This window comes from Flavobacterium sp. HJ-32-4 (assembly GCF_022532105.1).
Classification (GTDB): domain Bacteria; phylum Bacteroidota; class Bacteroidia; order Flavobacteriales; family Flavobacteriaceae; genus Flavobacterium.
On the sequence record NZ_CP092832.1, the window covers coordinates 2,519,264 to 2,544,111 of the forward strand.

24 protein-coding genes are annotated in these 24,848 nt (G+C 51.3%); 6 read left to right on the plus strand and 18 right to left on the minus strand.

The genetic code is table 11. The annotated features are described in order from the left end of the window. From pafA to MKO97_RS10620, 3 genes are read right to left on the minus strand one after another with little or no spacing between them, the layout of a single operon-like run. On the minus strand, positions 1–1,644 hold the full coding sequence (gene pafA / locus MKO97_RS10610) for an alkaline phosphatase PafA (protein ID WP_241103195.1): 1,644 nt from the start codon (positions 1,642–1,644) through the stop codon (positions 1–3). After that, positions 1,641–1,823, minus strand: a complete 183-nt coding sequence (locus tag MKO97_RS10615; RefSeq protein ID WP_241103196.1) for a hypothetical protein — start codon at positions 1,821–1,823, stop codon at positions 1,641–1,643. Before MKO97_RS10615 ends, pafA begins: the two co-directional genes overlap by 4 nt. Positions 1,824–1,862: 39 nt before the next feature. Further along, the gene (locus MKO97_RS10620) at positions 1,863–2,687 is read right to left on the minus strand and encodes a UDP-2,3-diacylglucosamine diphosphatase (protein WP_241103197.1); all 825 of its coding nucleotides are present in this window, start codon (positions 2,685–2,687) and stop codon (positions 1,863–1,865) included. Positions 2,688–2,843: 156 nt separating this feature from the next. Here MKO97_RS10620 and aroC point away from each other — a divergent pair, with 156 nt between their 5' ends. The 3 genes from aroC to MKO97_RS10635 all read left to right on the plus strand — a co-directional run bounded on the left by aroC (position 2,844) and on the right by MKO97_RS10635 (position 6,920). Then, positions 2,844–3,905, plus strand: a complete 1,062-nt coding sequence (gene aroC / locus MKO97_RS10625; protein ID WP_241103198.1) for a chorismate synthase — start codon at positions 2,844–2,846, stop codon at positions 3,903–3,905. 10 nt (positions 3,906–3,915) lie between these two features. Continuing rightward, positions 3,916–5,181, plus strand: coding sequence for a dicarboxylate/amino acid:cation symporter (locus MKO97_RS10630; RefSeq protein WP_241103199.1), 1,266 nt, complete (start codon positions 3,916–3,918; stop codon positions 5,179–5,181). Positions 5,182–5,369: 188 nt separating this feature from the next. After that, on the plus strand, positions 5,370–6,920 hold the full coding sequence (locus MKO97_RS10635; RefSeq protein WP_241103200.1) for a T9SS-dependent choice-of-anchor J family protein: 1,551 nt from the start codon (positions 5,370–5,372) through the stop codon (positions 6,918–6,920). Positions 6,921–6,969: 49 nt separating this feature from the next. Here MKO97_RS10635 and MKO97_RS10640 read toward each other — a convergent pair whose 3' ends face one another. Beyond that, positions 6,970–7,386, minus strand: coding sequence for a thiol-disulfide oxidoreductase DCC family protein (locus MKO97_RS10640; RefSeq protein WP_241103201.1), 417 nt, complete (start codon positions 7,384–7,386; stop codon positions 6,970–6,972). Between the two features lie 20 nt (positions 7,387–7,406). After that, positions 7,407–9,563, minus strand: a complete 2,157-nt coding sequence (locus tag MKO97_RS10645; protein ID WP_241103202.1) for a DNA mismatch repair protein MutS — start codon at positions 9,561–9,563, stop codon at positions 7,407–7,409. Positions 9,564–9,662: 99 nt separating this feature from the next. On the opposite strand from MKO97_RS10645, the gene ung reads away from it, so the two are divergent. Then, positions 9,663–10,328, plus strand: a complete 666-nt coding sequence (gene ung, locus MKO97_RS10650; RefSeq protein WP_241103203.1) for a uracil-DNA glycosylase — start codon at positions 9,663–9,665, stop codon at positions 10,326–10,328. A 215-nt stretch (positions 10,329–10,543) separates the two neighbouring features. Here the strand turns inward: ung and MKO97_RS10655 are convergent, their stop codons facing one another. The 10 genes from MKO97_RS10655 to MKO97_RS10700 all read right to left on the minus strand — a co-directional run bounded on the left by MKO97_RS10655 (position 10,544) and on the right by MKO97_RS10700 (position 19,952). Then, positions 10,544–11,494 carry a transglutaminase gene (locus MKO97_RS10655; protein ID WP_241103204.1) on the minus strand — a complete coding sequence of 317 codons (951 nt, stop codon included), beginning with the start codon at positions 11,492–11,494 and terminating at the stop codon, positions 10,544–10,546. Next, a complete protein-coding gene (locus MKO97_RS10660; RefSeq protein ID WP_241103205.1) occupies positions 11,495–12,343 on the minus strand; it encodes a substrate-binding domain-containing protein in 849 nt (282 codons plus the stop codon). It abuts the gene before it with no gap. Further along, positions 12,340–12,867: a GNAT family N-acetyltransferase gene (locus MKO97_RS10665; RefSeq protein ID WP_241103206.1), complete on the minus strand. Its 528-nt coding sequence runs from the start codon at positions 12,865–12,867 to the stop codon at positions 12,340–12,342. Before MKO97_RS10665 ends, MKO97_RS10660 begins: the two co-directional genes overlap by 4 nt. Next, a complete protein-coding gene (locus MKO97_RS10670; protein WP_241103207.1) occupies positions 12,867–13,736 on the minus strand; it encodes a nucleoside phosphorylase in 870 nt (289 codons plus the stop codon). The genes MKO97_RS10665 and MKO97_RS10670 overlap by 1 nt, the downstream gene beginning before the upstream one ends. A 165-nt stretch (positions 13,737–13,901) precedes the next feature. Then, positions 13,902–14,231, minus strand: coding sequence for a translation initiation factor (locus MKO97_RS10675; RefSeq protein WP_241103208.1), 330 nt, complete (start codon positions 14,229–14,231; stop codon positions 13,902–13,904). A gap of 89 nt (positions 14,232–14,320) precedes the next feature. After that, a complete protein-coding gene (locus tag MKO97_RS10680) occupies positions 14,321–15,271 on the minus strand; it encodes an isopenicillin N synthase family oxygenase (protein ID WP_241103209.1) in 951 nt (316 codons plus the stop codon). A 603-nt stretch (positions 15,272–15,874) separates the two neighbouring features. Continuing rightward, complete coding sequence (locus MKO97_RS10685) at positions 15,875–16,384, minus strand: hypothetical protein (protein WP_241103210.1); 510 nt, start codon at positions 16,382–16,384, stop codon at positions 15,875–15,877. A 534-nt stretch (positions 16,385–16,918) separates the two neighbouring features. Next, positions 16,919–17,356, minus strand: coding sequence for a hypothetical protein (locus MKO97_RS10690; protein WP_241103211.1), 438 nt, complete (start codon positions 17,354–17,356; stop codon positions 16,919–16,921). A gap of 1,263 nt (positions 17,357–18,619) precedes the next feature. Next, positions 18,620–19,153 (minus strand): dihydrofolate reductase family protein, encoded by a 534-nt coding sequence (locus MKO97_RS10695; protein WP_241103212.1) that lies wholly within the window; start codon positions 19,151–19,153, stop codon positions 18,620–18,622. Between the two features lie 64 nt (positions 19,154–19,217). Beyond that, positions 19,218–19,952, minus strand: coding sequence for a helix-turn-helix domain-containing protein (locus MKO97_RS10700; protein ID WP_241103213.1), 735 nt, complete (start codon positions 19,950–19,952; stop codon positions 19,218–19,220). 846 nt (positions 19,953–20,798) lie between these two features. Here MKO97_RS10700 and MKO97_RS10705 point away from each other — a divergent pair. Beyond that, on the plus strand, positions 20,799–22,775 hold the full coding sequence (locus tag MKO97_RS10705) for a thiamine pyrophosphate-dependent enzyme (protein WP_241103214.1): 1,977 nt from the start codon (positions 20,799–20,801) through the stop codon (positions 22,773–22,775). Between the two features lie 9 nt (positions 22,776–22,784). Then, entirely contained in the window at positions 22,785–23,114 is a 330-nt protein-coding gene (locus MKO97_RS10710) for a hypothetical protein (protein ID WP_241103215.1), read from the plus strand. On the opposite strand, the gene MKO97_RS10715 is transcribed toward MKO97_RS10710, so the two are convergent. The 3 genes from MKO97_RS10715 to MKO97_RS10725 are packed head-to-tail and all read right to left on the minus strand — an operon-like array spanning position 23,111 to position 24,844. Then, entirely contained in the window at positions 23,111–23,689 is a 579-nt protein-coding gene (locus tag MKO97_RS10715) for a chemotaxis protein CheB (RefSeq protein WP_241103216.1), read from the minus strand. The two genes, MKO97_RS10710 and MKO97_RS10715, sit on opposite strands and share 4 nt — an antisense overlap. Then, the gene (locus MKO97_RS10720) at positions 23,671–24,480 is read right to left on the minus strand and encodes a protein-glutamate O-methyltransferase CheR (RefSeq protein WP_241103217.1); all 810 of its coding nucleotides are present in this window, start codon (positions 24,478–24,480) and stop codon (positions 23,671–23,673) included. Before MKO97_RS10720 ends, MKO97_RS10715 begins: the two co-directional genes overlap by 19 nt. After that, a complete protein-coding gene (locus MKO97_RS10725; RefSeq protein WP_241103218.1) occupies positions 24,458–24,844 on the minus strand; it encodes a response regulator in 387 nt (128 codons plus the stop codon). Before MKO97_RS10725 ends, MKO97_RS10720 begins: the two co-directional genes overlap by 23 nt. Positions 24,845–24,848: the final 4 nt, after the last annotated feature.

A 24,848-nucleotide genomic window follows, 5' to 3' on the forward strand; every position in this document is an offset into this window, starting at 1 on the left:
TTATGGCTGGCTAATACGGTCACTGATAGGACGTCCGACCGCGGCATTTGGCCAGGAGATCCGGAGTAAATCGGCTACGGTGACGGCAATGTCGGAAATACTGACCGGTTCCGCCGAACTGCCCGATTTGATTTTCCATCCCATCCACAACAACGGAACATGGGTGTCATACGTCCAGCCACTGCCATGGGTAGTGCCTCCGTGTGCGGCGTGTTCGCCGTCAAACCAAGAGGGTTGGAGAAGCAATGCCACATCACCCGAACGCAGCGGCGACAGCCCATTTGCGATGCGCGCATGTTGCGGGTTACCGTCCTGTAAGGCTGACGGATTTCCAATATCGAATACTTCCTGCACACCGGGTTGTTTCCTGAGGTAATCGACAACGACGCCCACGATCTGCGAGCGTTCCGCCTTTTTCGATTCGAGTGTCGCGTAATTCAAATACACCTGCTGGTTTCCATAATATTCGATCCAATCACCTTCTCCGTATTTTGCAGCAATGGCGCGGTTGAGATCGGCCACCATTGTATCTGTCGGAAGGAAACCCGCCGGAATGTGAAGTGATGTCAGGTAATCGGGCGTTTGGGCTGCCCCATGATCGGCAGTAAGGAAAATGAGGACATTCTCCATCCCAATGTTCTTTTCCACATAATCAAACAACCGTTCGAGGTCGCGGTCAAGACGGGCATAGGTATCCTGTGTCTCGATGGCATTGATCCCAAATTGATGCCCGACATAATCCGTACACGAGAAACTGACGGCCAGGAAGTCAGTGAAACGTCCCTTTCCCATTTTCTCTTTTTCCAACACTTCAAGGGCAAAATCTACCGTGTAAGAATCACCGAAAGGCGTCGAACGCATCAGTTCATAACCCGATTGCCCTTTCAACGCCGGAAGGTCGTGCGGAAAACGATTGTCTTTCTCACCCCGATAGGCTACCCGGAAACCCGAACCATTTTCGAGTCCGACGGTATATTGGTCGAGGGGCAACAGCGTTTCCCATGGCTTCGACAGATAGGTATCACACAATTTGCGGGCGTTGAAATCGACCACCCATTGTGGAAGTGCATCTGTATAATAGGTGCTGGTGATCCAGTTTCCGGTTTTGTTATCAAACCAATAGGCCGCACTCGGGATATGTCCGGCGGGCATAATCGAACCACGGTCTTTCAGGCATACGCCAATAACCTTCGACTGGCGATTATTGGACAGACGTAATTCGTCGGTTACGGTGGTGGAAAGTAAACGCGAAGGCGACATCTTTCCCGCGGATGACTCCGTTCCGACCGAATTGACGCTGTCGTCGCCTGCTACGTAGACTGACTTTTTCGTTTTGCGGTCGTACCAGTCGTTTGAGATTATACCATTATAAGCGGGCACGCTACCGGTATAAACTGCGGCATGGCCCGGCCCGGTGTAGGTGGGCACATAATTATAGTATGTGTTCCGGCAATCGAATCCGTTCGAAAGGAAGCGTCGAAAACCGCCTTTCCCGAATTTATCGGCAAAACGGTATACGTAATCAGCCCGCATCTGGTCGACGACGATGCCAATTACGAGTTTCGGGCGTTCAGGCGCGGCCGGTTTCTTTTGGGCGGACAAGGTCAGGCTGACCAACAGTAAAGCCGAGAGGATTTTTTTCATGGATGGGGGAGGTGCGTTGTGGCCTTTGGATCCGACGTGCGTCCGGCAAATACCAACCGATACGACACCCAGAAAGCCAGTGCAAAGGCGATGAGAAACGTGATAATCAGGTACCAGCGGGAGGCTTTCGGACGCTTTTTGGCGTACTGCTTTTCGTAGGAGACACGTGGATCGTTCATCCCGTAAAGGTACAAAAGCGATTCAAAAAACCGAATAGGCTAGGGTGTACCAAAAATGATGGTAGCCGCCAGCGACGGCGCGGGAGCATCGGCTTCATCGGCCTCCTCCGGGCATTCCTTTTCGTCATACCGGTAAAGTGACCAGGCCCCATTATCATATTCGAGTGCCGTGAGGTTTTCGATCCAGTCGCCTGAGTTCAGGTAGAGCGTACTGCCGTGTTTACTGGTCCGTTCGATGATCTTTGGTTCATGGATATGTCCGCAGATAACATAATCATAGCGCTTTTCAATTGCCAGTTCTGCAGCTGTCGTTTCGAAATCGGAAATAAACCGTACCGCTTTCTTGACGCTGGCCTTTATTTTCTTGGAAAACGAATACGGCTCGCGTCCCATTTGTTTCAGGCACCAGTTGATGAAGCGGTTCAACAGGATCAGGTAGTCGTAGCCGTAGCCACCGAGTTTAGCAATCCACTTGGAATGGTTGACCGACGCGTCGAAGACATCCCCATGGAAAATCCACGCCTTTCGACCGTCCAGTTCCAGCACCAGTTTGTCGGCGATGGTGAAGTTGCCGATAACCGAGTCACTGAACTTGCGCAGCATCTCATCATGGTTACCGGTGAGGTAATACACATTGACGCCCTTTGAGGCAAAGTCGATAATACGTCGGATTACCTTTAGATGGGATTTAGGGAAGTACGATTTCCGGAACTGCCAGATGTCCACGATGTCGCCGTTCAAAACAAGGGTCTTGGGCTTGATGCTGCTGAGATAGCGATGCAACTCGCGGGCATGGCACCCGTACGTTCCCAGGTGCACATCCGACAGCACCACCAGTTCAACCCGCCGCTTCTTTGCTTTCATACGGTCGTTTCTGGCAAAATAAGGGTTTGGATATTACCCGAGCGTAGGGGGTGTGTTATGAAATCCTGTATTCTGCCGCCGGAATGTGATGTTTTCGTAAACAGAGGGATTGGGAAGAGTCGGATGGAAACCTTACATTTGTGACAAACCACTTCTATGGCGGGAAATTCATTCGGGACGCTTTTCAGGCTGACGACGTTTGGTGAGTCGCACGGACCTGCCATCGGCGGTGTCGTGGACGGTTGCCCGCCGGGCGTTTTGTTGGATACCGAAGCGATTCAGTCGGAAATGCGCAGACGTCGTCCCGGACAATCGGCCATTGTTACCCAACGGAAGGAAGCGGACGAGGTGGAGTTCCTCTCCGGACTTTTCCAAGGAAGGACGACCGGTGCGCCCATTGGGTTTATCATCCGAAATGAAGACGCAAAGTCGGCCGATTACGATCACCTCGCCGAGGTATACCGTCCGAGCCATGCCGATTATGTGTACGACCAAAAATACGGGTTCCGCGACCATCGTGGCGGTGGGCGCAGTTCCGCGCGTGAAACGGCCTGCAGGGTCGTAGCAGGTGCCATCGCAAAGCAAGTCATTGGCAGTATGTCTATTGCAGCCTACGTTTCATCGGTAGGTGCTATCTTTCTCGAAAAACCTTACCAGGATCTGGACCTGACAACTGTCGAACAAAATCCTGTGCGTTGTCCTGATCCGGAAACGGCCGAACGGATGGAAGCCCTCATCCGTGAGGTGCGGAAAGACGGCGATACCATTGGCGGTACCATTACTTGCATCATACGAAATGTGCCCGTTGGACTGGGTGAGCCTGTGTTCGATAAACTCCATGCCGAACTCGGAAAAGCCATGCTTTCGATCAACGCGGTAAAAGGGTTTGAGTATGGAAGCGGTTTTTGCGGTGCCCGGATGCGGGGAAGTGAACACAATGATGCCATACTCCCCGGCGGCAAGACCCGAACCAATTTGTCAGGAGGGATACAGGGCGGTATTTCGAACGGAATGGACATCTACTTCCGGGTGGCGTTCAAACCCGTCGCCACCCTCTTGCAGGACCAGGACACCATTGACAGCCACGACCAACCGGCCGTAGTCAAGGGTAAAGGACGTCACGACCCGTGCGTCGTCCCAAGGGCCGTACCTATTGTGGAAGCAATGGCTGCCCTTGTAATGGTTGATTTTCTTTTGTTGCATAACGCCTACCACTAAACCAAAACCTATGTCAGGAACTACTACCCGAAAAGGATTATTGTCGAATCTCACGTTCCAGATTTTCATTGCCATGGTGGCCGGTGCCGCAGTAGGCATCTATCTTTTCGCCCATTTTTCGGAGGAGACCTGTAAAGACGCCAGTACGTATCTGAAATTACTGGCCACGATCTTCATCCGATTGGTACAGATGATCATCGCGCCGCTGGTATTCTCAACCCTGGTGGTGGGTATCGCAAAACTGGGCGACATTCGCTCGGTCGGACGGATCGGCGGTCGTGCATTGGCGTGGTTTTTTACTGCTTCCTTCCTGTCGTTGTTGATCGGGATGTTCTGGGTGAACACCTTACAACCTGGCGCCGGATTACAGATCGAAGGGGCCGGGAAGGACGCCGTGGAGGAAATTGCCGGAACAACCGAATCGTTTTCCGCACAAACCTTTATCGAGCATATTTTTCCGAAGAGTGTCGTGCAGGCAATGGCGACGAATGAGATCCTCCAGATTGTCATATTCGCGATTTTTTTCGGACTGGCCGCCGCCTCGTTGGGAAGTTATGCGAAACCAGTCATCGGCGTACTCGAACGTTTGTCACACATCATTTTGAAAATGGTGGGGTATGTGATGAAGTTTGCGCCGCTGGGCGTATTCGGTGCTATTGCCGGGGTATTTGCTGTTTTGGACGCGGGTACGCTTGTTAAGACCTATCTCACTTATCTGGGCTCGTTCCTGGTGGGTATTGCGACCCTCTGGGTACTCTTGCTGGCCATCGGTGCGATATTCCTCGGAAAGCGTATGGGCGAGTTACTGAAACGGATTACATCGCCGATTGCCATTGCCTTTGGCACGACAAGCAGTGAGGCGGTATTTCCGAAATTGACAGAGGAACTGGAGCGGTTTGGTGTCAAAGAAAGAATCGTCTCGTTCATGCTGCCACTTGGCTATTCCTTTAACCTGGACGGCAGTATGATGTATATGACGTTTGCCAGCATCTTCATTGCCCAGGTATATCACATCCATTTGGACTTCACGACCCAGCTGACTATGTTGTTCGTTTTGATGCTGACCAGCAAGGGAATCGCCGGGGTGCCGCGTGCCAGTTTGGTTGTGGTAGCGGCTACCTGTGGTATGTTTGACATACCCGTGGAAGGTATTGCGTTGATTCTGCCCATCGACCATTTTTGCGATATGTTTCGCAGCGGAACGAACGTGCTGGGGAACGCTTTGGCAACATCTGTTATCGGAAAGTGGGAGGGAGAAGACAATCCAAATGGATAACAGAGGATACCAACTGCCTGCAACCCCCACCATTACTACGCCAATTAACACAAATTACGACGACGCGCTTGCGCGATGTAAGATATTTTTTTATAGTTTTACGCAATAATTAAAAAAACTATCTTTTCATGAAAAAATTATTACTCAGCCTTTCTCTGCTAGGAGGTGTTTTCGCTGCGTCAGCGCAGGTGGCATTTTCAGAGAATTTTGATGGCGACACGTTCCCACCTACAGGTTGGAGTGTTGTAACAACCAATGCGGACGCTACTTGGGAACAAGCCCTGGCGGCGGATGGTGCCCTTACCGGTGCCGGTTCTGCTTTTGTAAACTGGAGCGCAGACGGTGGTACTTCTGCTGCAGGTCCACAGGATGAATCGTTGATTTCTCCTTCTTTCAGTCTCGTGGGATATACGTCTGCATTTTTGAAGTTCAACTTCTTTACCAGCTACACATACATGGTGTTGAACCCGAATGGTGATTTCACTGTGGATGTTTCTACTAATGGTGGTACATCATGGACACAGGTTTTCCTTGATGATGACTACCTCACCAGCACCGCTGATAATTATGTGATCATTCCGGTTGAGCTAAACCTGTCTGCTTATCTTGGACAAGCAAACGTTTCACTTCGTTTCCGATATGTAGCAGAAGATGCTGACGTAGTTCTTTTTGACGACGTAGTAGTTACTTCTTGCGCAGGTGTGTATGACCTTACTCTTACTTCTTTGACTGATACAGGTTACGGACTTTCCTGGACAACTGCTGCTGCAGGTGTTGATGTTGAGTACGGTCCGCTTGGGTTTACACAAGGAACAGGTACATTGTCGTCTAACATCACTACTGGTACGTTCACCAGCCCAACTCTGACACAGGCAACTGGGTATTCTTTTTACATTAAAGCAAGTTGCGACACGGTATGGGATGGACCTTACAACATTTACACACCGATGTCTGCCAATAACTACGCTACTCCTGATTACGGCTTCTCTTTTGAAGATCCGACTCTTGCATATGCCGGTTGGTCAGCGCTACGCGTAACAGCTAACACAGGTGCAACCTGGGGTATCATCGAAGGTGCAGACGCGGCTAACAACCCACTTGCACAGGATGGCGACGTATACGCTCGCGCCGGTGCATTCGGACAGGTATCTAATGCTTACCTGTTCTCTCGTGGGCTTAACCTGACTGCAGCCACTCCTTACACCATCACGTACTACCGTCGTGAAGTAATCGGAGCCGGTAACGGTGGTGCTAACGCACTGGCCCTGAAAGTCGGTACTGATAAAACGGATGCGGCTATGACAACGACACTTGCTGCTTCAAGCCAGGTGAACGAAACAGCATGGACATTGAAGACGGCTAGCTTCACGCCTACCACTACAGGTGTATACTACTTCGGTCTTCAGTACACTTGTACCGCTCAGGCACAAGCAAACTTCGGATGGGCTGCGGTTGACAACTTCTTTGTTGACAACACACTTTCTGTAGAAGACGATCTTATGGCTTCTTTCGCAGTAATGCCAAACCCGGCTTCTGATGTTGTATCGATCCTGAACTCTAAGAATATCCCACTGAAGGCTATCACCGTAACCGATCTTAACGGACGTGTTGTGAAGAGAAACCAATATTCTGACGTTTTCACAGTTGATATGAATGTGTCGGATCTTGCTACTGGTACCTACATCATGAACATCGAAACAGACCGTGGTGCTGTGACGAAGAAAATCGTGAAGAAATAATTTCGGTTATTCGATATAATAAGAAAGGCTCCCTATTGGGGGCCTTTTTTTATGTGAGGAATTTGGAAGTTGTTTCTGGAGTGGGGATGCTGCAAGTCTCTTTCTTGCCATACCATCGATACCGGTTCCGCGCTACCCAATCATAGATACTATCGCGGATGCTGGCTGGAATAATTTTGGAAATAGTAGCTGCCACTTTGTAAAACCCACCCAGACCCCGCGCAATCTCCAACGCGGCAGACGACCGTAGGTAAAACGCTTTACCGGGCTCGTACAAGACGATGCTGTCTACGCGTGTCGGATCGATACCAATACGGGATAATATAGCCTTACCGACTTCTGACTGCAGCGAGGCAAATCGGAAGATGTCTTTTTTGTCGTGTCGAATCAGGAACTGCACGGTGCCGTCGCAGAGGTTGCAGACACCGTCAAAGAGCACAATCTTTTTGTTTTGGGGCAGTTCCATAGTAAGGGTGCGTTTTTGATTTACCCTACGAATTCCAGGGTATCAAGACTCACGGTCGACGTGAAAATACCATAGTTGACCACCGCTTTGTTCTTCTCGATTTTGTCGATGGTGCCAATGGAACGCCCGTCCTGCATGCGCACACGGTCGCCGACTTTCAAAATGGGCTTCGGCTTTGCGGCCGGTTGCGCTTTCTGTTTCTTTTCTTTCTTTTCTTTGCGGATTTCTTCGACCTTGACCTCGACTTCTTTTATGATCTGTTTCTGTACAGCTTCTTTCTCTTTCTTCTCCTTTGGCGCCACTTTCTTCCGCTTTGAACTTTCGATTTCCAGTAGCTTCAGGAACTCGCCAATCGCTTCCTTGCGGTTTTTGTTGTCGGTATAACGGTCGGTGATCTCGTCGATTTTCTGTCCGAGGTAAATGCGCTTTTGGTTGGCATCGTAAAGCTCCTGATAGTTTTCAAGTTTCTGCTTGATACGCTCGTTGATGTCTTGCATGCGGCGACTTTCCTCGCGTGCCTTTATTTCTTCTTCTTTAAGCGTCTGCGAGGTTTTCTCAAGTTTGGAGCGTTCTTTCTGTAGTGTCGCAATGGTCTTGTCAAACCGAACCTTACCGGTTTCAATCTTCTTTTTCGCCCGGTTGATGAGTCCGAACGGAATACCGTTCTTCTGTGCTACTTCAAACGTGAAGGAACTACCCGCCTGGCCCAACACGAGCTTGAACATCGGCTCTAACGACTTTTCATCGAAAAGCATGTTGGCGTTGACGGCATTCGGAAGCTCGTTCGCCAGCATTTTCAGATTGGAGTAGTGGGTCGTAATGATACCGAAAGCTCCTCGATGGTAAAACTCCTCAAGAAAAATCTCCGCCAAGGCACCGCCCAACTCAGGATCGGAACCCGTTCCGAACTCGTCGATCAGGAACAGTGTATTGGCGTTGCACTTCTTGAGGAAGTAGTTCATGTTTTTGAGTCGGTAACTGTAGGTACTCAAATGATTTTCAATAGATTGATTATCACCAATATCTGTCAGGATGCGGTCGAAAAGGAAGGTGGAACTCCGCTCGTGTACAGGAATCAGCATCCCCGATTGCAGCATGAGTTGCAGCAACCCCACCGTTTTTAAGGCTATGGTCTTTCCGCCCGCGTTCGGCCCGGAAATGACGATGATTCGCCGGTCGTCGGTCAGTTCGAGTGTTTGCGGATAGGTAGGTTGGTTCTTGGCCGCGTTGGTTTGGTAGAGGATGGGATGGAAGGCTTCCCGCAGGAACACGCGACGCTCATTATTCAATTCTGGAAGCAAACCGTTGATACGACGGGCATATTTCGCCTTGGCGGCGACGACGTCGATATCGGATAGAAATTGTTGGTAATCCGACAGCAGTGGTGCAAACGGCCGGATGCGGTTGGCCAACGCCTTCAATATCCGCGTCACTTCTTCCTGCTCTTCGAACTCAAGGTTGGCCAGTTCGCGCGACAGGCGCAGGGTGGCTTCCGGCTCGATGAACGCGATACTACCGGTTTTGGAGGTGCCCATTACCGAGCCTTTTACTTTGCGTCGGTACATGGATAAAACGGCCAAAACGCGCCGGTTCTGTACGAAACTCTCTTTGATTTCATCGAGATAGCCGAGGCCGTTGTATTGCGCTAGCGCTACCGCGAAACTTTGGTTGACTTTGCTGCGTACCTGGTTCATCTGGCGGCGCAGGTCGATCAGCACGGGCGACGCGTCGTCGCGCACTTCTCCGTATTTGTCGAGTACGGCTTCGATGAACTTTGAAATGTCTTTATTGAATTCGACCTGTTCGCCCCGTTTCGCCAGCTCCGGGTAGTAATCGCTGAATTTCTTGAGGAATTGCAGCATCTGGAGCGTCGTTTCCGACAACGCCAGTATTTTTCGGAAGCTACCCGTCTCGAGGAAACTGTTTTCAATGGCCAGGAATTTCAGTTCATGGTCGATCGATTCGAAGCCGTGGTTAGGGAGCGCATTGTTGTTTTGGAACGACGACACATACTCCGACGTTTGGCGGAGCGCGGCCATCAGTACCTCCCGATTCGCGATAGGTGCAATGGCCAGCGCCTTTTCACGTCCGAGGTCGGTGTTGCAATGGTTCGCGACGGTTTCCAAAACGGTCGGGAATTGCAGGTCTTGTAGGGTTTTTTCGGTGATTCCGAGCATTCTTTCTCTATAGCATGGTAGCTTACAAATTTACGCAAAAACCCCGGACGCCCATTGCGTCGCCCTCGCCACAGACGTATCTTTGGGCAAAAAAGAAGAATGGGCGCACCGCTGCACAAATCATGGACGGAAGTTGTGGGAAATGAGTTCTCTAAACCCTACTTCCAGGCCTTGATGGCCTTTGTAAAAGAGGAGTATGACACGCAGGTGGTGTATCCGCCCAAACCCCTGATTTTTGCCGCGTTCAACCGCACGCCGTTCGAGAACGTGAAAGTAGTGGTGATCGGGCAGGATCCGTATCATGGCCGCGGACAGGCGCACGGTTTGTCGTTTTCGGTTTGTGAAGGCGTGCCGTTTCCGCCGTCGTTGCGGAACATTTTGGCAGAGATCCAGCAGGATGTGGGGAAACCGCTGCCCTCAAATGGCGACCTGAGCCGTTGGGCCGACCAGGGCGTGTTGATGCTCAATGCAGTACTGACCGTGCGGGAAGGGCTGCCGGCCAGTCACCAGAAAAAAGGATGGGAACAGTTTACGGACGCTGTCATCCAGACGATTTCCGACCGGAAGGAGCATGTGGTCTTTTTGCTGTGGGGTTCGTATGCCCAGCAGAAAGGTAAAAATATTGATGTCACGAAGCATTTGGTACTCAAGTGCGGACATCCGTCGCCGATGAGCGCCAACCAGGGATTGTGGTTCGGCAACCGGCATTTCAGCAAAACCAATGTGTATTTGGAATCAAAGGGAAAAACCGCTATCGACTGGTAGTGTTCCCAACAGCCGTCGCCCATAGTCTGTAGCGGGAACCTACGCACCCGGCGTGCGCCAGGGATAGGAGCGACAGCCTTTTTGCCTTACGCGGGAAAGGAAGATAATACGCATTGTCTAGCGTAAAGGTTGTGGGAATGTATCCGGCAAAAAGCTAAAGCGGATAGCCCGGCCCCGCGCGGTGGGTGATGCGGTGGCAGGGGAGGCGCCCCACCTTAATAGAGCGTCAATGCCCCAAGGATTTCTTCTGACATGAACGGCCCGCCCGGATAGCGCGCGGTGTAGTCGAGGTTGAGCCAGACCTGACCGCGTTCGTCGATGTGGTAATGCAGTTTGTCTTTTCCGATTTCTTTTTTGAACAGCACTTCTTTGATGAGGAAGTTGGCGTTGTCGAGGTTGTGCAGGTTGCCGATCAGCATTTCGGGGTAGATGTGGTCGCTGGTGCTGATGAGGCGCGGTGTGCCTCCGATGGCGGCGATGCAAGCGGCCATGAAAACCGCGTGGTCGTCGCAGTCGCCGGAAAAATGTTCGACCGTTTCGCTGGCGTCGGCGATGTATTCGTGTGAGCGCGGGTCGTTGACGTAATGCCAGCGGTCGCGGACTTCCTTAAAAATAGAGAAGCACTGGATCATGCGGCGGTAGTCGCCATAGCCTTTCATTTCAGAGAAGTTCCTGGTGGCGGCGGTCACGGCGAAGTTCCGCACTTTGGGATCGTCGTAGTCGATGGCGGCGATGATCTTCGATTTGTTGGGAAAGGGGAGGAGCTTGGCCAGCACGACATCCTGTGGGTACGGGTCGTCGGCCATGGTGTAGATCATCGAACGGTAGTCTTCGGCCACGCTGGAGAAGCCGTAGTCGCTGAAGAGCGTGCCGTAGAGCAGCGCGATGGCATAGAGGATGAGGCAGACGATGATGATGCGCCGGAGCAACCGCAGTAGGAAGATAATGGCGGCGGCGATGCCGAGAAACAGGAAAATCCGGTCGATGTGGTAGTCCCAACCCGGATCGATGAACGCCTGGTGCGCGATCAGGAACACCGGGATGGCGATCAGGATTCCCATTAGGGCAATGATAATCATGTCCCAGGGCGATTTGATCCTGAGGCGTTCACGCCATTTCCGTGACGTGGCCGGAAGGGTTTTTATTCGCTGCCAAAACGTGGACATTCAGGGCCAAGCTATTTTCGTAAAGGTACCCAATTCAGGGACGACCGAAAGTTTCCACAATTTAATTTGGACATTGTTTAACATTTCCTCGGTAAAGGGCTTCTGCGACCATTGGGTGAGGGAGAGCCATTCGCGGATATCGTCGATTTTCTGGTGGAAGCGCTGGGCGACAAGTTCGTCCACGCCGGGGATTTCCTTGAAGGTTTTGGTAACGTCGTTGATGGTGGCGAGCAGCGTGCGGATGGCATCCGGATCGTTTTCAAGGCATTCCTCGCGCACAGCGATGACAAAGCAGGGCCACGGTGTCGGACAATCGCCGAGGCGACGGAAGGTGCCGTTGTCGACCAGCGGTTTGGTCATGAAGCGTTCCCACATAAAATAGTCGGCGCGACCGTCTTTGAGGGCTTCTACGGCCCCGTCGATGGTATGGACGGTTTCGAAGGTCAGCGATTCGGGGTCCCAGCCGCGTTGGTCGGCGTTGACATAGGCCATGAGTTGGGAACCCGATCCGGGGCGGCTGATCGCGGCTTTTTTGCCTTCGAGTTGGGTGATGCACTGGAAATCGGAACTGTAGGCGACGTGTATACCCCAAATGAGCGGCGACTGCACGTAGATCTGTACGATGCGGGAGGGATTGCCGGCGATGATGTCTTTGATGATACCTTCGGTGAGGATGACGGCCACGTCGGTGTCGCCATCACGCAGCATCTGGCACATTTTTCCGGTTCCTTCCGGCACGTCGGTCCATTGCAGGTCGAGGCCTTTGGCGGCGAAACGTCCTTCTGAAATGGCTTTATACCACGGGAAGTTGAAGTGTTCAGGAACGCCGGCTATCTTGATCGTTTTCATAGGTAGGGGTTGTTTAAACGGTACCAATTGCACGGAAGTCCGTCATGTTCGTACTGCCCGTCCTGCACCATCCCGAGTTTCTTGAGGATGGTATTGGAACCGATGTTGTCGACATGGGCGGAGGCGAATAAGGCAGGGATTTTCATCACCGAAAAAGCATGATCGCGCCAGGCGAGGGCCGCTTCGGAGGCATAGCCTTTTCCCCAGTGTGCTTCCTGCAAACGGTATCCGATATCGTAGTAGTCGACGTGATTGTTTTCGGGCTCGGTAACGAATTTGAGTCCGGCCCAACCGATGAAGGTGTTGCTCTCCTTTAACAAAACAGCAAACCGCCCGATGCCGTGTGCGGCGTATTGACGTTGGACCGAGGCGATAACCTCCTTGCACTGCGCCGGCGATGTAACCGGCTGGTTCCCTAAGTAGCGGTGTACGTTCGGGTTGCGGTCGAGTTCGAACAAGCCTTCGGCATCCGCTGCCTCGAAGGGGCGCATGTACAGTCGGTCGGTTTCGAGCAGGCGGTCCATTAGCGTTCGGCCAGTTTGTTTAAGGTATACGCGATCAATTCTGCCACCGCTTTCTCCGGGTTCTCGCTAAACGTGCCCAAGGCGCGATTGGCGATGATGGCGTTCAACGACAGGGCGTTGTGGCCCAGAAGTGCGGAAAGTCCGTAAATGGCTGCCGTTTCCATCTCCAGGTTCGTAATCTTCACGCCTTCGAATTCGAAGTTGTCCATTTTGCCATTGAGTGCCGGATCCTGGACGGCGAGGCGCAGCACGCGGCCCTGCGGGCCGTAGAAGCCGCCGGCGGTGGCGGTGATGCCTTCGTGCATGCGTGGGCCTTTGATACGGTTGGCGAGGGCGTCGCTGCAACGGGTCACGTACGGACGTCCCTTCTCGGCCGACCATTGGGTGTGTTGGATGAAGGCATCTTCTATTTCGCGAATAGAGACCGACGCCGCATCGTAGGAGCGGAGCATGTTATCGGTTCCCAATCCGAAGCGCGACATCACGAAGCTTTCGGTGGGGATGTCGGCCTGGAGGGAGCCTGAGGTGCCGATACGGATGATGTTGAGTGACGTCAGGTGCTCTTTTGGCTGGCGGGTTTCGAGGTCGATGTTGACCAGGGCGTCGAGTTCGTTGAGGACGATGTCGATGTTGTCGGGCCCGATGCCGGTGGAAAGTACCGACATCCGCTTGCCTTTATACGTACCGGTTTGGGTCTTGAACTCGCGTTTTTGGGTGGAGTATTCGATGGTATCGAAAAACTGGGTGATTTTCTCTACCCGTGCCTGGTCGCCAACGAAGATGATGTCGTGGGCGATGTGTTCGGGGCGAAGGTTCAGGTGGTAGACGGAACCGTCGGGGTTGAGTATGAGTTCGGAGTTTTGAATCATTTGGTTGAGGGTTGATAGTTGATAGTTCAGGGTTCAGGGTTGATAGTTCAGGGTTGAAAGTTGATAGTTGAGGGTTGATGGTTTATGGTTGATCGTATAAGGATCGAAGTGAGCTTAGGAGTTATTCTTCACCCAAAACCCAAAACCCAAAACTCAAAACCCCTTCTATCCTCCCACGCGTTTTACCTTAAATCCTTTTTCTTTTAAAAGCGCCATGATCTTGTCGCGGTAATCGCCCTGGAGGATGATCGCGCCGTCTTTGAAGCTACCGCCGACGGAGAGCCGGGTCTTGAGTTCTTTTGCCAGGAGTTTGAAGTCGTCGTCGCTGCCTTCATAGCCTTCGATGATGGTGGTGGGTTTTCCGTTCCGCCGCTCGTATTTGCAGATCATTGGTGCTGACTGGACGAAGAGTTCGTGCGGTGTTTCTTCGGGTTGTTCTTCCGGTAACGGCTGGTGGTCAGGGAAGAGTTTCTTGAGTTGTTCGTGTAAGTCCATACCTGAAAATGGGTGCAAACCCCAAGGGATGAAAAAATCAAAAGACACCGGTTGCCCAATGTCTTTTGACGGTCGATTAGACAATGTTATTATTTCTTGATCAGTCCAAGATCGACGAGACGCTCGTGCAGGAAGTCGCCTGCGGTGATGTCGTCGTACAATTTCGGATGGTCGGCATCGATGCAATTTTCGAGGCAGTCGAGTTTCATTTCGCTGATTGGGTGCATGAAGAACGGGATCGAGTAGCGCGAGGTGCCCCACAGTTCACGTGGTGGGTTGACTACCTGGTGGATGGTCGACTTAAGTCGGTTGTTGCTGTGGCGCGACAACATATCGCCTACGTTGATGACGAGTTCGTCAGGCTGGGCAATGGCGTCGATCCATTCGCCGTCGTGGTTCTGCACCTGGAGGCCTTTTCCCTGCGCACCCATCAGCAGGGTGATCAGGTTGATATCGCCGTGGGCTGCGGCACGCACAGCATCTTTCGGCTCTTCTGTGATAGGCGGGTAGTGGATTGGGCGGAGGATGGAGTTCCCTTCCTGCACGTACTTGTCGAAATAGGTTTCTTCGAGTCCGAGGAAGAGGGCCAGGGCGCGCAACACATAAATACCGGTTTTTTCCAGCATCTGGTAGGCGTCTTTGCCGACTTCATTAAAACGCGGAAGTTCTTTTACTTCTACATTTGCAGGATATTCATCATGGTATTTCGACCCGTCCTGCAGGTACTGCCCAAAGTGCCAGAATTCTTTAAGGTCGCCGGCGGAACGTCCTTTGGCGTGTTCTTTCCCGAACGACACGTAGCCGCGCTGGCCACCGATGCCGGGGATTTCGTACTGCGCTTTGACTTCGAGCGGAAGGGCGAAGAAATTACGGACTTCACTATAGAGTTCGTCCACGAGTTTGTCATCAAGGAAGTGTCCCTTGAGTGCTACGAATCCGATGTCTTCGTAGGCTTTGCCGATTTCATTTACAAATTTTTGTTTACGTGCCGGGTCACCCGACAGGAAATCACGTAAGTCAACACTTGGTATGTTTTGCATACAATTAGGATTGGTTACTAGCCGCATTCGACGCGGCCTTTACAAATGTAGTGAAATTAGCGAATGTGTGAATTAGCGAATTAGCGAATGGAATTAGATAATTAGAAAATGAGATAATTAGAGAATGAGTGGGCAGTTGGCAGTCGCAGTGGGCAGTAGTCAGTAGTCAGTAGTCAGTAGTTGGTAGTCAGTAGTTGGTAGTCAGTAGTTGGTAGTCGGTGGTCGGACGTTCTTTCTCACCTGCTCAGGCGCTCAGGGACTAAGGTGCTCAGGGACCAAGTGCTCATCAACCTGCGCATTTCATTCCACCACTGTTGTCATGCCGAAGCAGGAGGGATCCCATTCAGTTGGCAGTAACAGTCGCAGTCGCAGTCTCAGAAGTGGGCAGTTGGCAGTCGCAGTAGGCAGTAATACCTTCTATTCAAGAACGCAAGAACATCACCACGCCACCATTGTCATCCCGACGTAGGAGGGATCCCATCCAGTGGGCAGTAGTTGGTGGTTGGTAGATGGACGTAACTTCTTAGTGGCAGTCGCAGTAGTTGGCAGTAATTCCGTCCATGCTAGAACGCACGAACATCACCACGCCTCGTTTGTCCTACTTTACGATGCCTTTTTACGTTGGTATTCGATAACACCTTTGATTCCCAATATCCCATATTTCCGGTATCCTTCGATGACACCATATCGCTTCGTAGTGTAACCATTTGGATTGTTGGCTATATCCTCGACTGCTTTGAGAAATTTGGTGTTGCGCTTTGGTTCACTTTCAATAAGTCCATAACCATTTACTAACCCTCCGTCTACGGTATATTTTTTCCCATTAATAAACGTCAGTCTTTTTCGTCGAAACCGATTTGAATCGCATATAGTGCTTTTTACGTAAACGGCGTCATTTTCAAAGTCCAAGAGCTCCGTCCTGTTTTTGACTAATTTCATTTGGGATCCGGATAGATAGGCTAACCCAAATTTAGTGGCCTCCGACATCGTTTGGTTGAATTCAGGGAACGTGATGTAAATCGTATCCTGAACTTTACGCCAGGTACCGCTTAACGTAACACTGCCGCTCATATGCGTCCTAACGTTCTGAACGATCACGATGCTGTCGTTCACGAATGATAGTTGGTGAGCTGTTCTATTGGAGCCTGAAAACGACGTATAAAAGTCATTTATCTTCTGTGACGAAGCAATCAGGGAAAGCAGCAAGAGGAAGGGTATAAAGGTACTTCTCATGAAAACGAATTAAAAACTGACAACGGTTGGTGGATCACTGCGTTTAGACAGGAACATTTAGGTAGCATTATGGTTGGGAAGCGCCGAAGTGGGCGTTATTTACTTCACCCAGGAAGAGATTGAGAGGCAGAAAAAAGCCAGTAGGAATATAATTCTTGTCATGTTTTACTTGGTAAGGTTGTCTGACACGTTGTAACTCAGAAGGGGCGTGGTTCTTCGGACCATGCTAAGGTAAGCAGTTGTTTTGAATGGATTTATACGTATTGGTGGGAAGTCCCGCAAAGTCGGACCCGTTTGCCTGGCGGGGAAGTCGCAGTCGCAGTCACAGTTATAGCTAGTAAGTAACTGCTAACAATAATCACCCATAAAAAAACCACGCGCAAAGGCGTGGTTTCCAAACAGGGGCAAAGGGGGTTAGTCCTTTTTCTCAGGTGTGCTGCTGCCGGTGGCTGATTGGAAGAACTGTTTCAGTTCATCGACCTTTTCTGTAAAGCCGGGCGTTTTGGTGCCTGCTTTGTATTTGGCGTAATCGTAGTCGGTGAGCGCGTCCTGGTAGTTGTCGTAGTCGTGTACGATCTTGAAGTCGCTTATCATCCGCATCACGGTGGTCAGGCGGTCGAGACGGCTGTCGGCAAAAGAGCGGTCCTGGTAATCGGCCTCATACTCGGTCCAGTCAACATCGGTGGAAGCTAGTGAGGGTTGCGCGTTACGGTAATCGCGCACCTTGTTGACAAACAACTTGTGGGTTTCATTGATACTCCCGAACCGCTGCCGTTCGTCGGCGCTCAGGTTCTGTGTAACGGTCAGCATAGCGGTCTCAATGGTCGAAAGCGCCGTGTCGATCGCTGTCATTTGGGCTGCGGTTAGATGCAGCCGTCCAAGATTGGTAATGGGCATAACGATATGCGTTAAAGGTTATGTTCCAAACTTAGAACAAACACCAGGCAAAAAGAAAAAATCGGCCTACCGGATACACCCATCATCCTGCCAAATACGGACAATATGCTACCACTTAAGAAAACCGTCAGAAAAAGGCCGCCCCAGCAACGTCAAAACAGCGGCCCATAAGCCTAAAAACGTATCGAAACACGCTCCAACACGTGGTCAGACACGGTGCCACACGTAGTCAGATACGGTACAACACGTGGTTAGACACGGTACGATACGTGGTCAGATACGGTACGATACGTGGTCGAATACGTTAGGTAACGTGGTTAGACACGGTATGATACGTAGTTAGATACGTCAGGTAACGTGGTCAGACACGGTACGACACGTGATCAGATACGGTACGATACGTAGTTAGATACGGTACAACACGTGGTCAGACACGGTACGACACGTGGTCGGATACGGTTGGCAACGTGGTCAGACACGGTAGGGGTAAGAAGTAGTCAGTAGTCAGTAGTCAGTAGTCAGTAGTCGGTGGTCAGTAGTCGGTGGTCGGTGGTCGGTGGTTGGTGGTTGGATGTTCCTTCTCAATTCCTCAGTTCCTCAATTCCTCAGTTCCTCAGTTGCTCAGTTGCTCAGTTGCTCAGTTACTCAGTTGCTCAGTTGCTCAGTTGCTCAGTTACTCCGTTACTCAGTTCCTCAGTTCCTCAGTTCCTCAGTTCCTAAGTTCCTCAGTTCCTCAGTTCCTAAGTTCCTAAGTTCCTCAGTTCCTCAATTCCTCAGTTACTCAGTTACTCAGTTACTCAGTTCCTCAGTTCCTCAGTTACTCAGTTCCTCAATACAACGGTAAGCAATGTTACTATTTCCCTCCCTTAATGAACAAAAAAGGTCCCTCGCTGCGCTCGGGATGACGCGGCGCCTTGGCCAGCACTTGGATTTCTCGGCTGCGCTCGAAATCGGAGCTAAAAACGATAGGGAGGGTGCTGGCGGTTTGTCATCCCTCCACTGGTATTTCGAGCGGAGTCGAGAAATCCACTTCTTCGTAAAACACGCCGTCATCCCGAGCGCAGCGAGGGACCTTTTGCGGCGCAGTAGTCAGTAGTTAGTAGTTGGTGGTTGGTGGTTGGTGGTTGGACGTTCTTACTCAGTTACTCAATTGCTCGGGTGCTAAGCGGCCTCTCGCTCAGGGACTTCTCGCACAGTCGGAAACGTACGATATACTCCCTATTTTTTTCTAGTGTAATAAAGCTGTACCAGTCCTGAATCAAAAGCTTTTACTTCTCTGAATTGAAGTAGTTTTTCAGGTCGTCCATCCTTAAAAAGCTTGGTTCCCTGACCAAGCAAAATGGGAATAACTGAAATCGTTAGCTCGTCGATCAAATCGTGGTGCAACAGTTCATTTACGAGTTCCGCACCACCGTCACAGTAGATGTTTTTTCCTTTCCCGCGCTTCAATTGCCCGGCCAGCTCGGCGATGTTTCCGGTGTAAAAAAAGGTTCTCTCTGTTTGTTCCCTTTCGGTTCTTGTGATGACGTATACATCTCGCTTTCCGTTATCATAATGAGAGGGACCGATTTCTTTACAGACATAATCATAGGTTCTTCGTCCTACCAGTATGGTATCAATCGACTCAATAAAGTCGGCATAACCATAGTCTTCCCCTTGTTTTTCCACAAGTTTCAAAAAACGTAGGTCGTCGTTTGGTTTTGCGATGTAGCCGTCCAGACTACATGCAATGAAAAGCGTTATGTTTCGCATCTGCTTGTATTTTTTACAAAATTACGCTTCCGCGATTCGTAGCACTTTGTAAAAATGCGACAAATTAAAGCAGTGATGGCGGAAAGCCTGTGTATCGCTTTATGTCATTAGTGAGATGCGCATGGTCGTAATAACCACATTCAAATGCGATATCCAACAGACTCCTGTTCTGACTTGATTTCGTAATTGCGCCCAAAGCACTTTGGAAACGGACAATATTGGTATATTCTTTGGGAGTGAGGCCGATCAATCTTTTGAAATCGCGCTCGAGTTTCCTTACGGTTGTGCCGTTTCGTTTTGAAAGTTCGTGAATACTGATTTGTCCGTTTGTCGACTGCACATCCCTGAGGACCGCTTCCAGCGGATTGGTTTTCGTTCTGATTCGTCCGGAGAAGAAACGGTCAAAGTAACCGAAAGGATTTTCAATTATCTTATCGACATTAAATGAATCCGATTTTTCAAACTCTACGGTATCATTGGTCAGATGATAGAGTGATGTATACCTGTAGAAGTTTGAGAAAGTGCCCGGTTTAAGACACACGCCTGCCAGATGGGTATCGTTATCAATGAAGCTGTCTTTAAATGAAGTCATTGCTCCTACTACGTACGTTTTTCCAAACTCCAGTTTAGTCAACCCATTGTCAGTTAAACATGTACCCCCTAAATTCACAAAAATTCCGGCACAGCCGTCTGCAAAAACCCGTTCCCATTGTCTTTCCACTTCGTTTCCTTTCAATTGCCAATAGAAATGAATGTAGGTGTCGAGGTCTTTGTACGGTTTTGCTTTTCTGTACTTCATTCGTTTCTCCTCTATCGTTCGTTACCAGTGAAGATAGTAAAAAAAGACGAAAGACTTGGTGGGGAGTAGTGGTCAGTAGTCGGTAGTCAGTAGTCGGTAGTCAGTAGTCAGTAGCTGGTGATCAGTAGTTGGTGGTTGGTGGTTGGACGTTCTTTCTCGGTATAGCGGTAAACGAGGTTACGATGCCCCTTGCTCAATGAATGAAAAAGGTCCCTCGCTACGCTCGGGATGACGGCGACATTGGTAATCACTTGGATTTCTCGGCTTTGCTCGAAATCGGAGCTAAAAACTATAGGGAGGGTGCTGGCGGTTTGTCATCCCCTCCACTGGTATTTCGAGCGCAGCCGAGAAATCCACTTCTTCGTGACACACACCGTCATCCCGAGCGCAGCGAGGGACCTTTGGAGTCCCAGTCCCAGTCGCGGTCACGGGCAGTAGGTCAGTAGTCGGTGGTTGGTGGTTGGTGGTTGGTGGTTGGATGTTCCTTCTCAATTCCTCAGTTCCTCAATTCCTCAGTTCCTCAGTTACTCCGTTACTCAGTTCCTCAATTCCTCAATTCCTCAGTTCCTCAGTTCCTCAGTTACTCCGTTCCTCCGTTCCTCAGTTACTCCGTTCCTCAGTTCCTCAGTTCCTCAGTTCCTCAATTCCTCAGTTCCTCAGTTCCTCAGTTCCTCAGTTCCTCAGTTCCTCAGTTCCTCAGTTACTCCGTTACTCAGTTCCTCAATTCCTCAATTCCTCCGTTCCTCAGTTCCTCAGTTCCTCAGTCCCCCCATTATCTCATTTTCTCATTTTCTAATTATCTAATTGCCTACCTTTGCCAGCGCTTACAATAACGTTATAGTTACCATGAATTTCGACCGCCGCCAGCTTACCGACGAACAACTTTTACTCCTTTACCGTAACCTCCTGAAACCGCGCCTCATCGAAGAGAAAATGCTGGTGCTGATCCGTCAGGGAAAGGTCTCGAAGTGGTTTTCGGGGATAGGGCAGGAGGCGATTTCCGTGGGGCTCACCACCGCACTCGACAAAGATGAATACATCCTGCCGATGCACCGTAACCTCGGCGTATTCACTACCCGCGAAATCCCGCTTTACCGGTTGTTTTCACAATGGCAGGGGAAAGCGAATGGCTTTACAAAAGGACGCGACCGCTCGTTCCACTTTGGCACACAGGAATATAAAATCATCGGGATGATCTCACACCTCGGTCCGCAATTGGGTGTGGCCGACGGTATTGCGCTGGCCGACCGACTGAAAGGGAACGGCAAGGTAACGGCGGTGTTTACCGGTGAGGGTGCCACCAGCGAAGGCGATTTCCATGAGGCACTCAACATTGCGGCCGTGTGGGACCTGCCGGTGCTTTTTATCATTGAGAACAATGGGTACGGACTTTCGACTCCGACCAACGAACAATACCGCTGCGAGAACCTGGCCGATAAAGGCAAGGGATATGGGATGGAAAGCCATATCCTCGACGGCAACAACATCCTCGATGTCTATACGGCGATTGCCGACCTGAAGGCGTCGATGGCTGACAACCCGCGTCCGGTGTTACTGGAATTCAAAACGTTCCGGATGCGCGGACACGAAGAGGCGTCGGGTACCAAATACGTGCCACAGGAACTCATGGACCTCTGGGCGGAAAAAGACCCTGTCGTCAACTACCAGCGCTTTCTGATGGAAACCGGAGTGCTGTCGGAAGCGGCCGATACCGAAATCCGGGCGGCACTCAAGGCGGAAATCGACGAGCATTGGGCCCGCGTGCAGACGGAACCGGAAATCGAAGCGACGTATGAAGAGGAACTGGGCGACGTGTATGCGCCGTTCCGCTATAACGAAGTGATGGCTTTCGGCAACAAAAAGAACATCCGCCTGATCGATGCGATTTCGGAAGGATTGAAGCAATCAATGGAGCGCCACCCGAACCTGGTGATCATGGGGCAGGATATCGCGGAATACGGCGGTGCCTTCAAAGTGACGGAAGGTTTTGTGGCGGCGTTCGGAAAGGAGCGTGTGCGCAATACGCCGATCTGTGAAAGCGCCGTGGTTTCGGCCGGCATGGGACTCTCGATCAACGGACACAAAGCCGTGGTGGAAATGCAGTTCGCCGATTTCGTCTCGACAGGCTTTAACCCCATCGTGAACTACCTCGCGAAGGTGCACTACCGCTGGCAGGAAAAGGCCGACGTGGTGGTGCGTATGCCGTGTGGCGGCGGCACACAGGCCGGACCGTTCCACTCGCAGACGAACGAGGCGTGGTTTACGAAAACACCCGGACTGAAGGTTGTGTACCCGGCATTTCCGTATGACGCCAAGGGATTGCTGAACACAGCGATTAACGACCCGAACCCCGTCATGTTCTTTGAACACAAACTCTTATACAGAAGCATTTACGAGGACGTGCCGGAAGATTATTACACCCTGCCGTTCGGACAGGCGTCGTTGCTGAAGGAAGGTACCGATATCTCGATCATTACCTTCGGGGCGGGCGTACATTGGGCACTAGAGACGCTGGCGAACCACCCAAATATCTCGGCCGACCTGCTCGACCTGCGTACGCTACAACCACTTGATACCGAGGCGATCTTTGCATCGGTGCGCAAGACTGGGAAAGCCATCATACTGCAGGAAGATTCGTTGTTTGGAGGCGTAGCAAGCGACATCGCTGCGATGATTACTGAGGAATGTTTTGAATATCTCGACGGTCCGGTGCGCCGTGTGGCGAGCCTCGACAGCCCGATTCCATTTACGAAAGCGCTCGAAGACCAATACCTGCCGAAAGGACGTTTTGAGAAAGAGTTGATGGACTTGCTGGCGTATTAAACCCATACGATGCGAAGCGAAACCGCCCAGAACGAAACACTTGCTACCCGCGTCGCCATCGGGCTGTTGCTGTTTTTGGCGCTACGGCTGGGTTTGATCGTGTATGAATACCTGCACGCGCAATCGTCTTTATCGAATCCGCTGCTACCTGACTCGCTGAAAGAGTTGCTGACCAATCGGTTTGTGGTGCGCACTACCTTGTTGTCGCTGGGTATCCTTTTTACAGGTGGGTTCCTCTTGATCCGCAGACCGCGCTATGCCGTGGTAGCCGCCGCAATCGCGGTGTTATTGGTGCCGTTGTTTGACTACGGATGGCACCTGGCGCTACAATACACCTAGCCGAGTTGGTGGATGTAATCAACCAGATGTTCATTCCTGACGACTGTTTCCACCCATCCGGCTTCGATAGCGAGGCGCGGCATTAATGGGACATCTGCCGTTTCCGGATCCTGCGCCACGGTATGACCACCGGCCTTTCGGATGGCTTCCAATCCTTTCGATCCATCGGCGTTTGCGCCAGATAAGAGCAAGCCTACCACCGTCGCGCCATACGCATCGGCGGCCGATTCGAAACTCACATCGATGCTGGGTCGGCTGAAATGGATCCGTTCGGAATCATCCAGCGACAGCAGCCCATTCTTCTCAAATAATAAATGATAATCGGCAGGGGCGAGGTATACGTGTCCGGGTAACAACCGGGTTTTGTCTTCCACTTCACCCACGGGCAGCGCCGACTTGGTTTCCATCAGTTCCTCCAGGGCCAGGTCTTCTGAATTGCGCCGGTGCAGCACGATGACGATTGGGAAGGAAACGGTCTCGAGTTTGGGCACGATCTGCAATAACATGTCAAGACTTCCCGCCGAACCGCCGATCACCAAAAGGCGACACGGATGCGTTACTGTAGTTTCTTCCATATCTTTTCCTTCTGGAATTGTTCGTAGCGGGGTTTCAGCGGCGAGAATTTGATGGTTTCCTTACTGCCCAGGGCGAGATAACCCAAACGTGACAGGCTTTCGTCAAAGAGTGTGAGCGCCCGGTCTTGTAAGTCCTTATCGAAATAAATCAGCACGTTCCGGCATAAAATGAGGTCAAATTCATTGAACGAACCGTCCGATACCAGGTTGTGTTGGGAAAATACCATCCGGGTGGAGAGGCTTTCCTGGAACTTCGCGAGTCCGTAGTTGGCCGTGTAATAATCGGAGAAGTCGGACACACCTCCCGCCAAACGGTAGTTTTCGGAATACTGCACCATCGTCCGCAGCGGGAAGACCCCTTCGCGGGCAATTTCCAGCACATGGGCGTTTAGGTCGGTTGCATACAACAGCGTTTTATCCAACAGCCCCAGCTCGTGCAGCACGATGGCCATCGAGTAGACCTCTTCACCTGTGGAACAGCCCGCATGCCAGATGCGCAAAAAGGGCTTGGCACCGAGGGTGGGAAGGATGTGCTGCCGCAGCAACCGGTAAAACCCCGGATCGCGGAACATTTCGGTGACGTTGACCGTTACTTCTTCTACGAGGCGGGCAAGGTATACTTCATCCTGCCTGACGCGCGACAGCAGGTCGTGAAACGAGCGATGGCCGTCTAACAGGAAAACGCGTTCTACCCGGCGTTTGAGCGACGCCCGGGAATAGCCGCTAAAGTCATAGCCGTGGTAGTTGGCCACTTCCTGTATCAGCAACTCAAGTTCGCGGTCGTCTATCATGGCAATAGTGGTTTAGCAGTTGCATCAAGCGATCGACGTCGATGGGTTTCGACAAATAGTCGTCGGCGCCTACGGCGAGGCATTTCTCGCGGTCGCCCACCATTGCCTGGGCGGTAACCGAAATGATGGGCTTTTTTTCACAGCCCGGTAGGCTGCGGATGAGGGGAATGGCTTCGTATCCGTCCATCTCGGGCATCATCATATCCATCAGGATCACATCAATCGGATGGTTGCCTGAAAGGAATTCAATCGCTTCTTTCGCTCCCGAACAGGATTGACACGAAAATCCCCTGGATTTCAAAACGGCCGAAAGAGCGAAAATGTTCCGGCTGTCGTCGTCAATGATAAGAATCTGATGCGCCACGCAC

Bases quoted from the DNA above. Each gene is read 5' to 3' on its own strand.
- pafA (WP_241103195.1), bottom strand. From the start codon at position 1,644: ATGAAAAAAATCCTCTCGGCTTTACTGTTGGTCAGCCTGACCTTGTCC.
- MKO97_RS10615 (WP_241103196.1), bottom strand. From the start codon at position 1,823: ATGAACGATCCACGTGTCTCCTACGAAAAGCAGTACGCCAAAAAGCGT.
- MKO97_RS10620 (WP_241103197.1), bottom strand. From the start codon at position 2,687: ATGAAAGCAAAGAAGCGGCGGGTTGAACTGGTGGTGCTGTCGGATGTG.
- aroC (WP_241103198.1), top strand. From the start codon at position 2,844: ATGGCGGGAAATTCATTCGGGACGCTTTTCAGGCTGACGACGTTTGGT.
- MKO97_RS10630 (WP_241103199.1), top strand. From the start codon at position 3,916: ATGTCAGGAACTACTACCCGAAAAGGATTATTGTCGAATCTCACGTTC.
- MKO97_RS10640 (WP_241103201.1), bottom strand. From the start codon at position 7,386: ATGGAACTGCCCCAAAACAAAAAGATTGTGCTCTTTGACGGTGTCTGC.
- MKO97_RS10645 (WP_241103202.1), bottom strand. From the start codon at position 9,563: ATGCTCGGAATCACCGAAAAAACCCTACAAGACCTGCAATTCCCGACC.
- ung (WP_241103203.1), top strand. From the start codon at position 9,663: ATGGGCGCACCGCTGCACAAATCATGGACGGAAGTTGTGGGAAATGAG.
- MKO97_RS10655 (WP_241103204.1), bottom strand. From the start codon at position 11,494: ATGTCCACGTTTTGGCAGCGAATAAAAACCCTTCCGGCCACGTCACGG.
- MKO97_RS10660 (WP_241103205.1), bottom strand. From the start codon at position 12,343: ATGAAAACGATCAAGATAGCCGGCGTTCCTGAACACTTCAACTTCCCG.
- MKO97_RS10665 (WP_241103206.1), bottom strand. From the start codon at position 12,867: ATGGACCGCCTGCTCGAAACCGACCGACTGTACATGCGCCCCTTCGAG.
- MKO97_RS10670 (WP_241103207.1), bottom strand. From the start codon at position 13,736: ATGATTCAAAACTCCGAACTCATACTCAACCCCGACGGTTCCGTCTAC.
- MKO97_RS10675 (WP_241103208.1), bottom strand. From the start codon at position 14,231: ATGGACTTACACGAACAACTCAAGAAACTCTTCCCTGACCACCAGCCG.
- MKO97_RS10680 (WP_241103209.1), bottom strand. From the start codon at position 15,271: ATGCAAAACATACCAAGTGTTGACTTACGTGATTTCCTGTCGGGTGAC.
- MKO97_RS10690 (WP_241103211.1), bottom strand. From the start codon at position 17,356: ATGACAGCGATCGACACGGCGCTTTCGACCATTGAGACCGCTATGCTG.
- MKO97_RS10695 (WP_241103212.1), bottom strand. From the start codon at position 19,153: ATGCGAAACATAACGCTTTTCATTGCATGTAGTCTGGACGGCTACATC.
- MKO97_RS10700 (WP_241103213.1), bottom strand. From the start codon at position 19,952: ATGAAGTACAGAAAAGCAAAACCGTACAAAGACCTCGACACCTACATT.
- MKO97_RS10705 (WP_241103214.1), top strand. From the start codon at position 20,799: ATGAATTTCGACCGCCGCCAGCTTACCGACGAACAACTTTTACTCCTT.
- MKO97_RS10710 (WP_241103215.1), top strand. From the start codon at position 22,785: ATGCGAAGCGAAACCGCCCAGAACGAAACACTTGCTACCCGCGTCGCC.
- MKO97_RS10715 (WP_241103216.1), bottom strand. From the start codon at position 23,689: ATGGAAGAAACTACAGTAACGCATCCGTGTCGCCTTTTGGTGATCGGC.
- MKO97_RS10720 (WP_241103217.1), bottom strand. From the start codon at position 24,480: ATGATAGACGACCGCGAACTTGAGTTGCTGATACAGGAAGTGGCCAAC.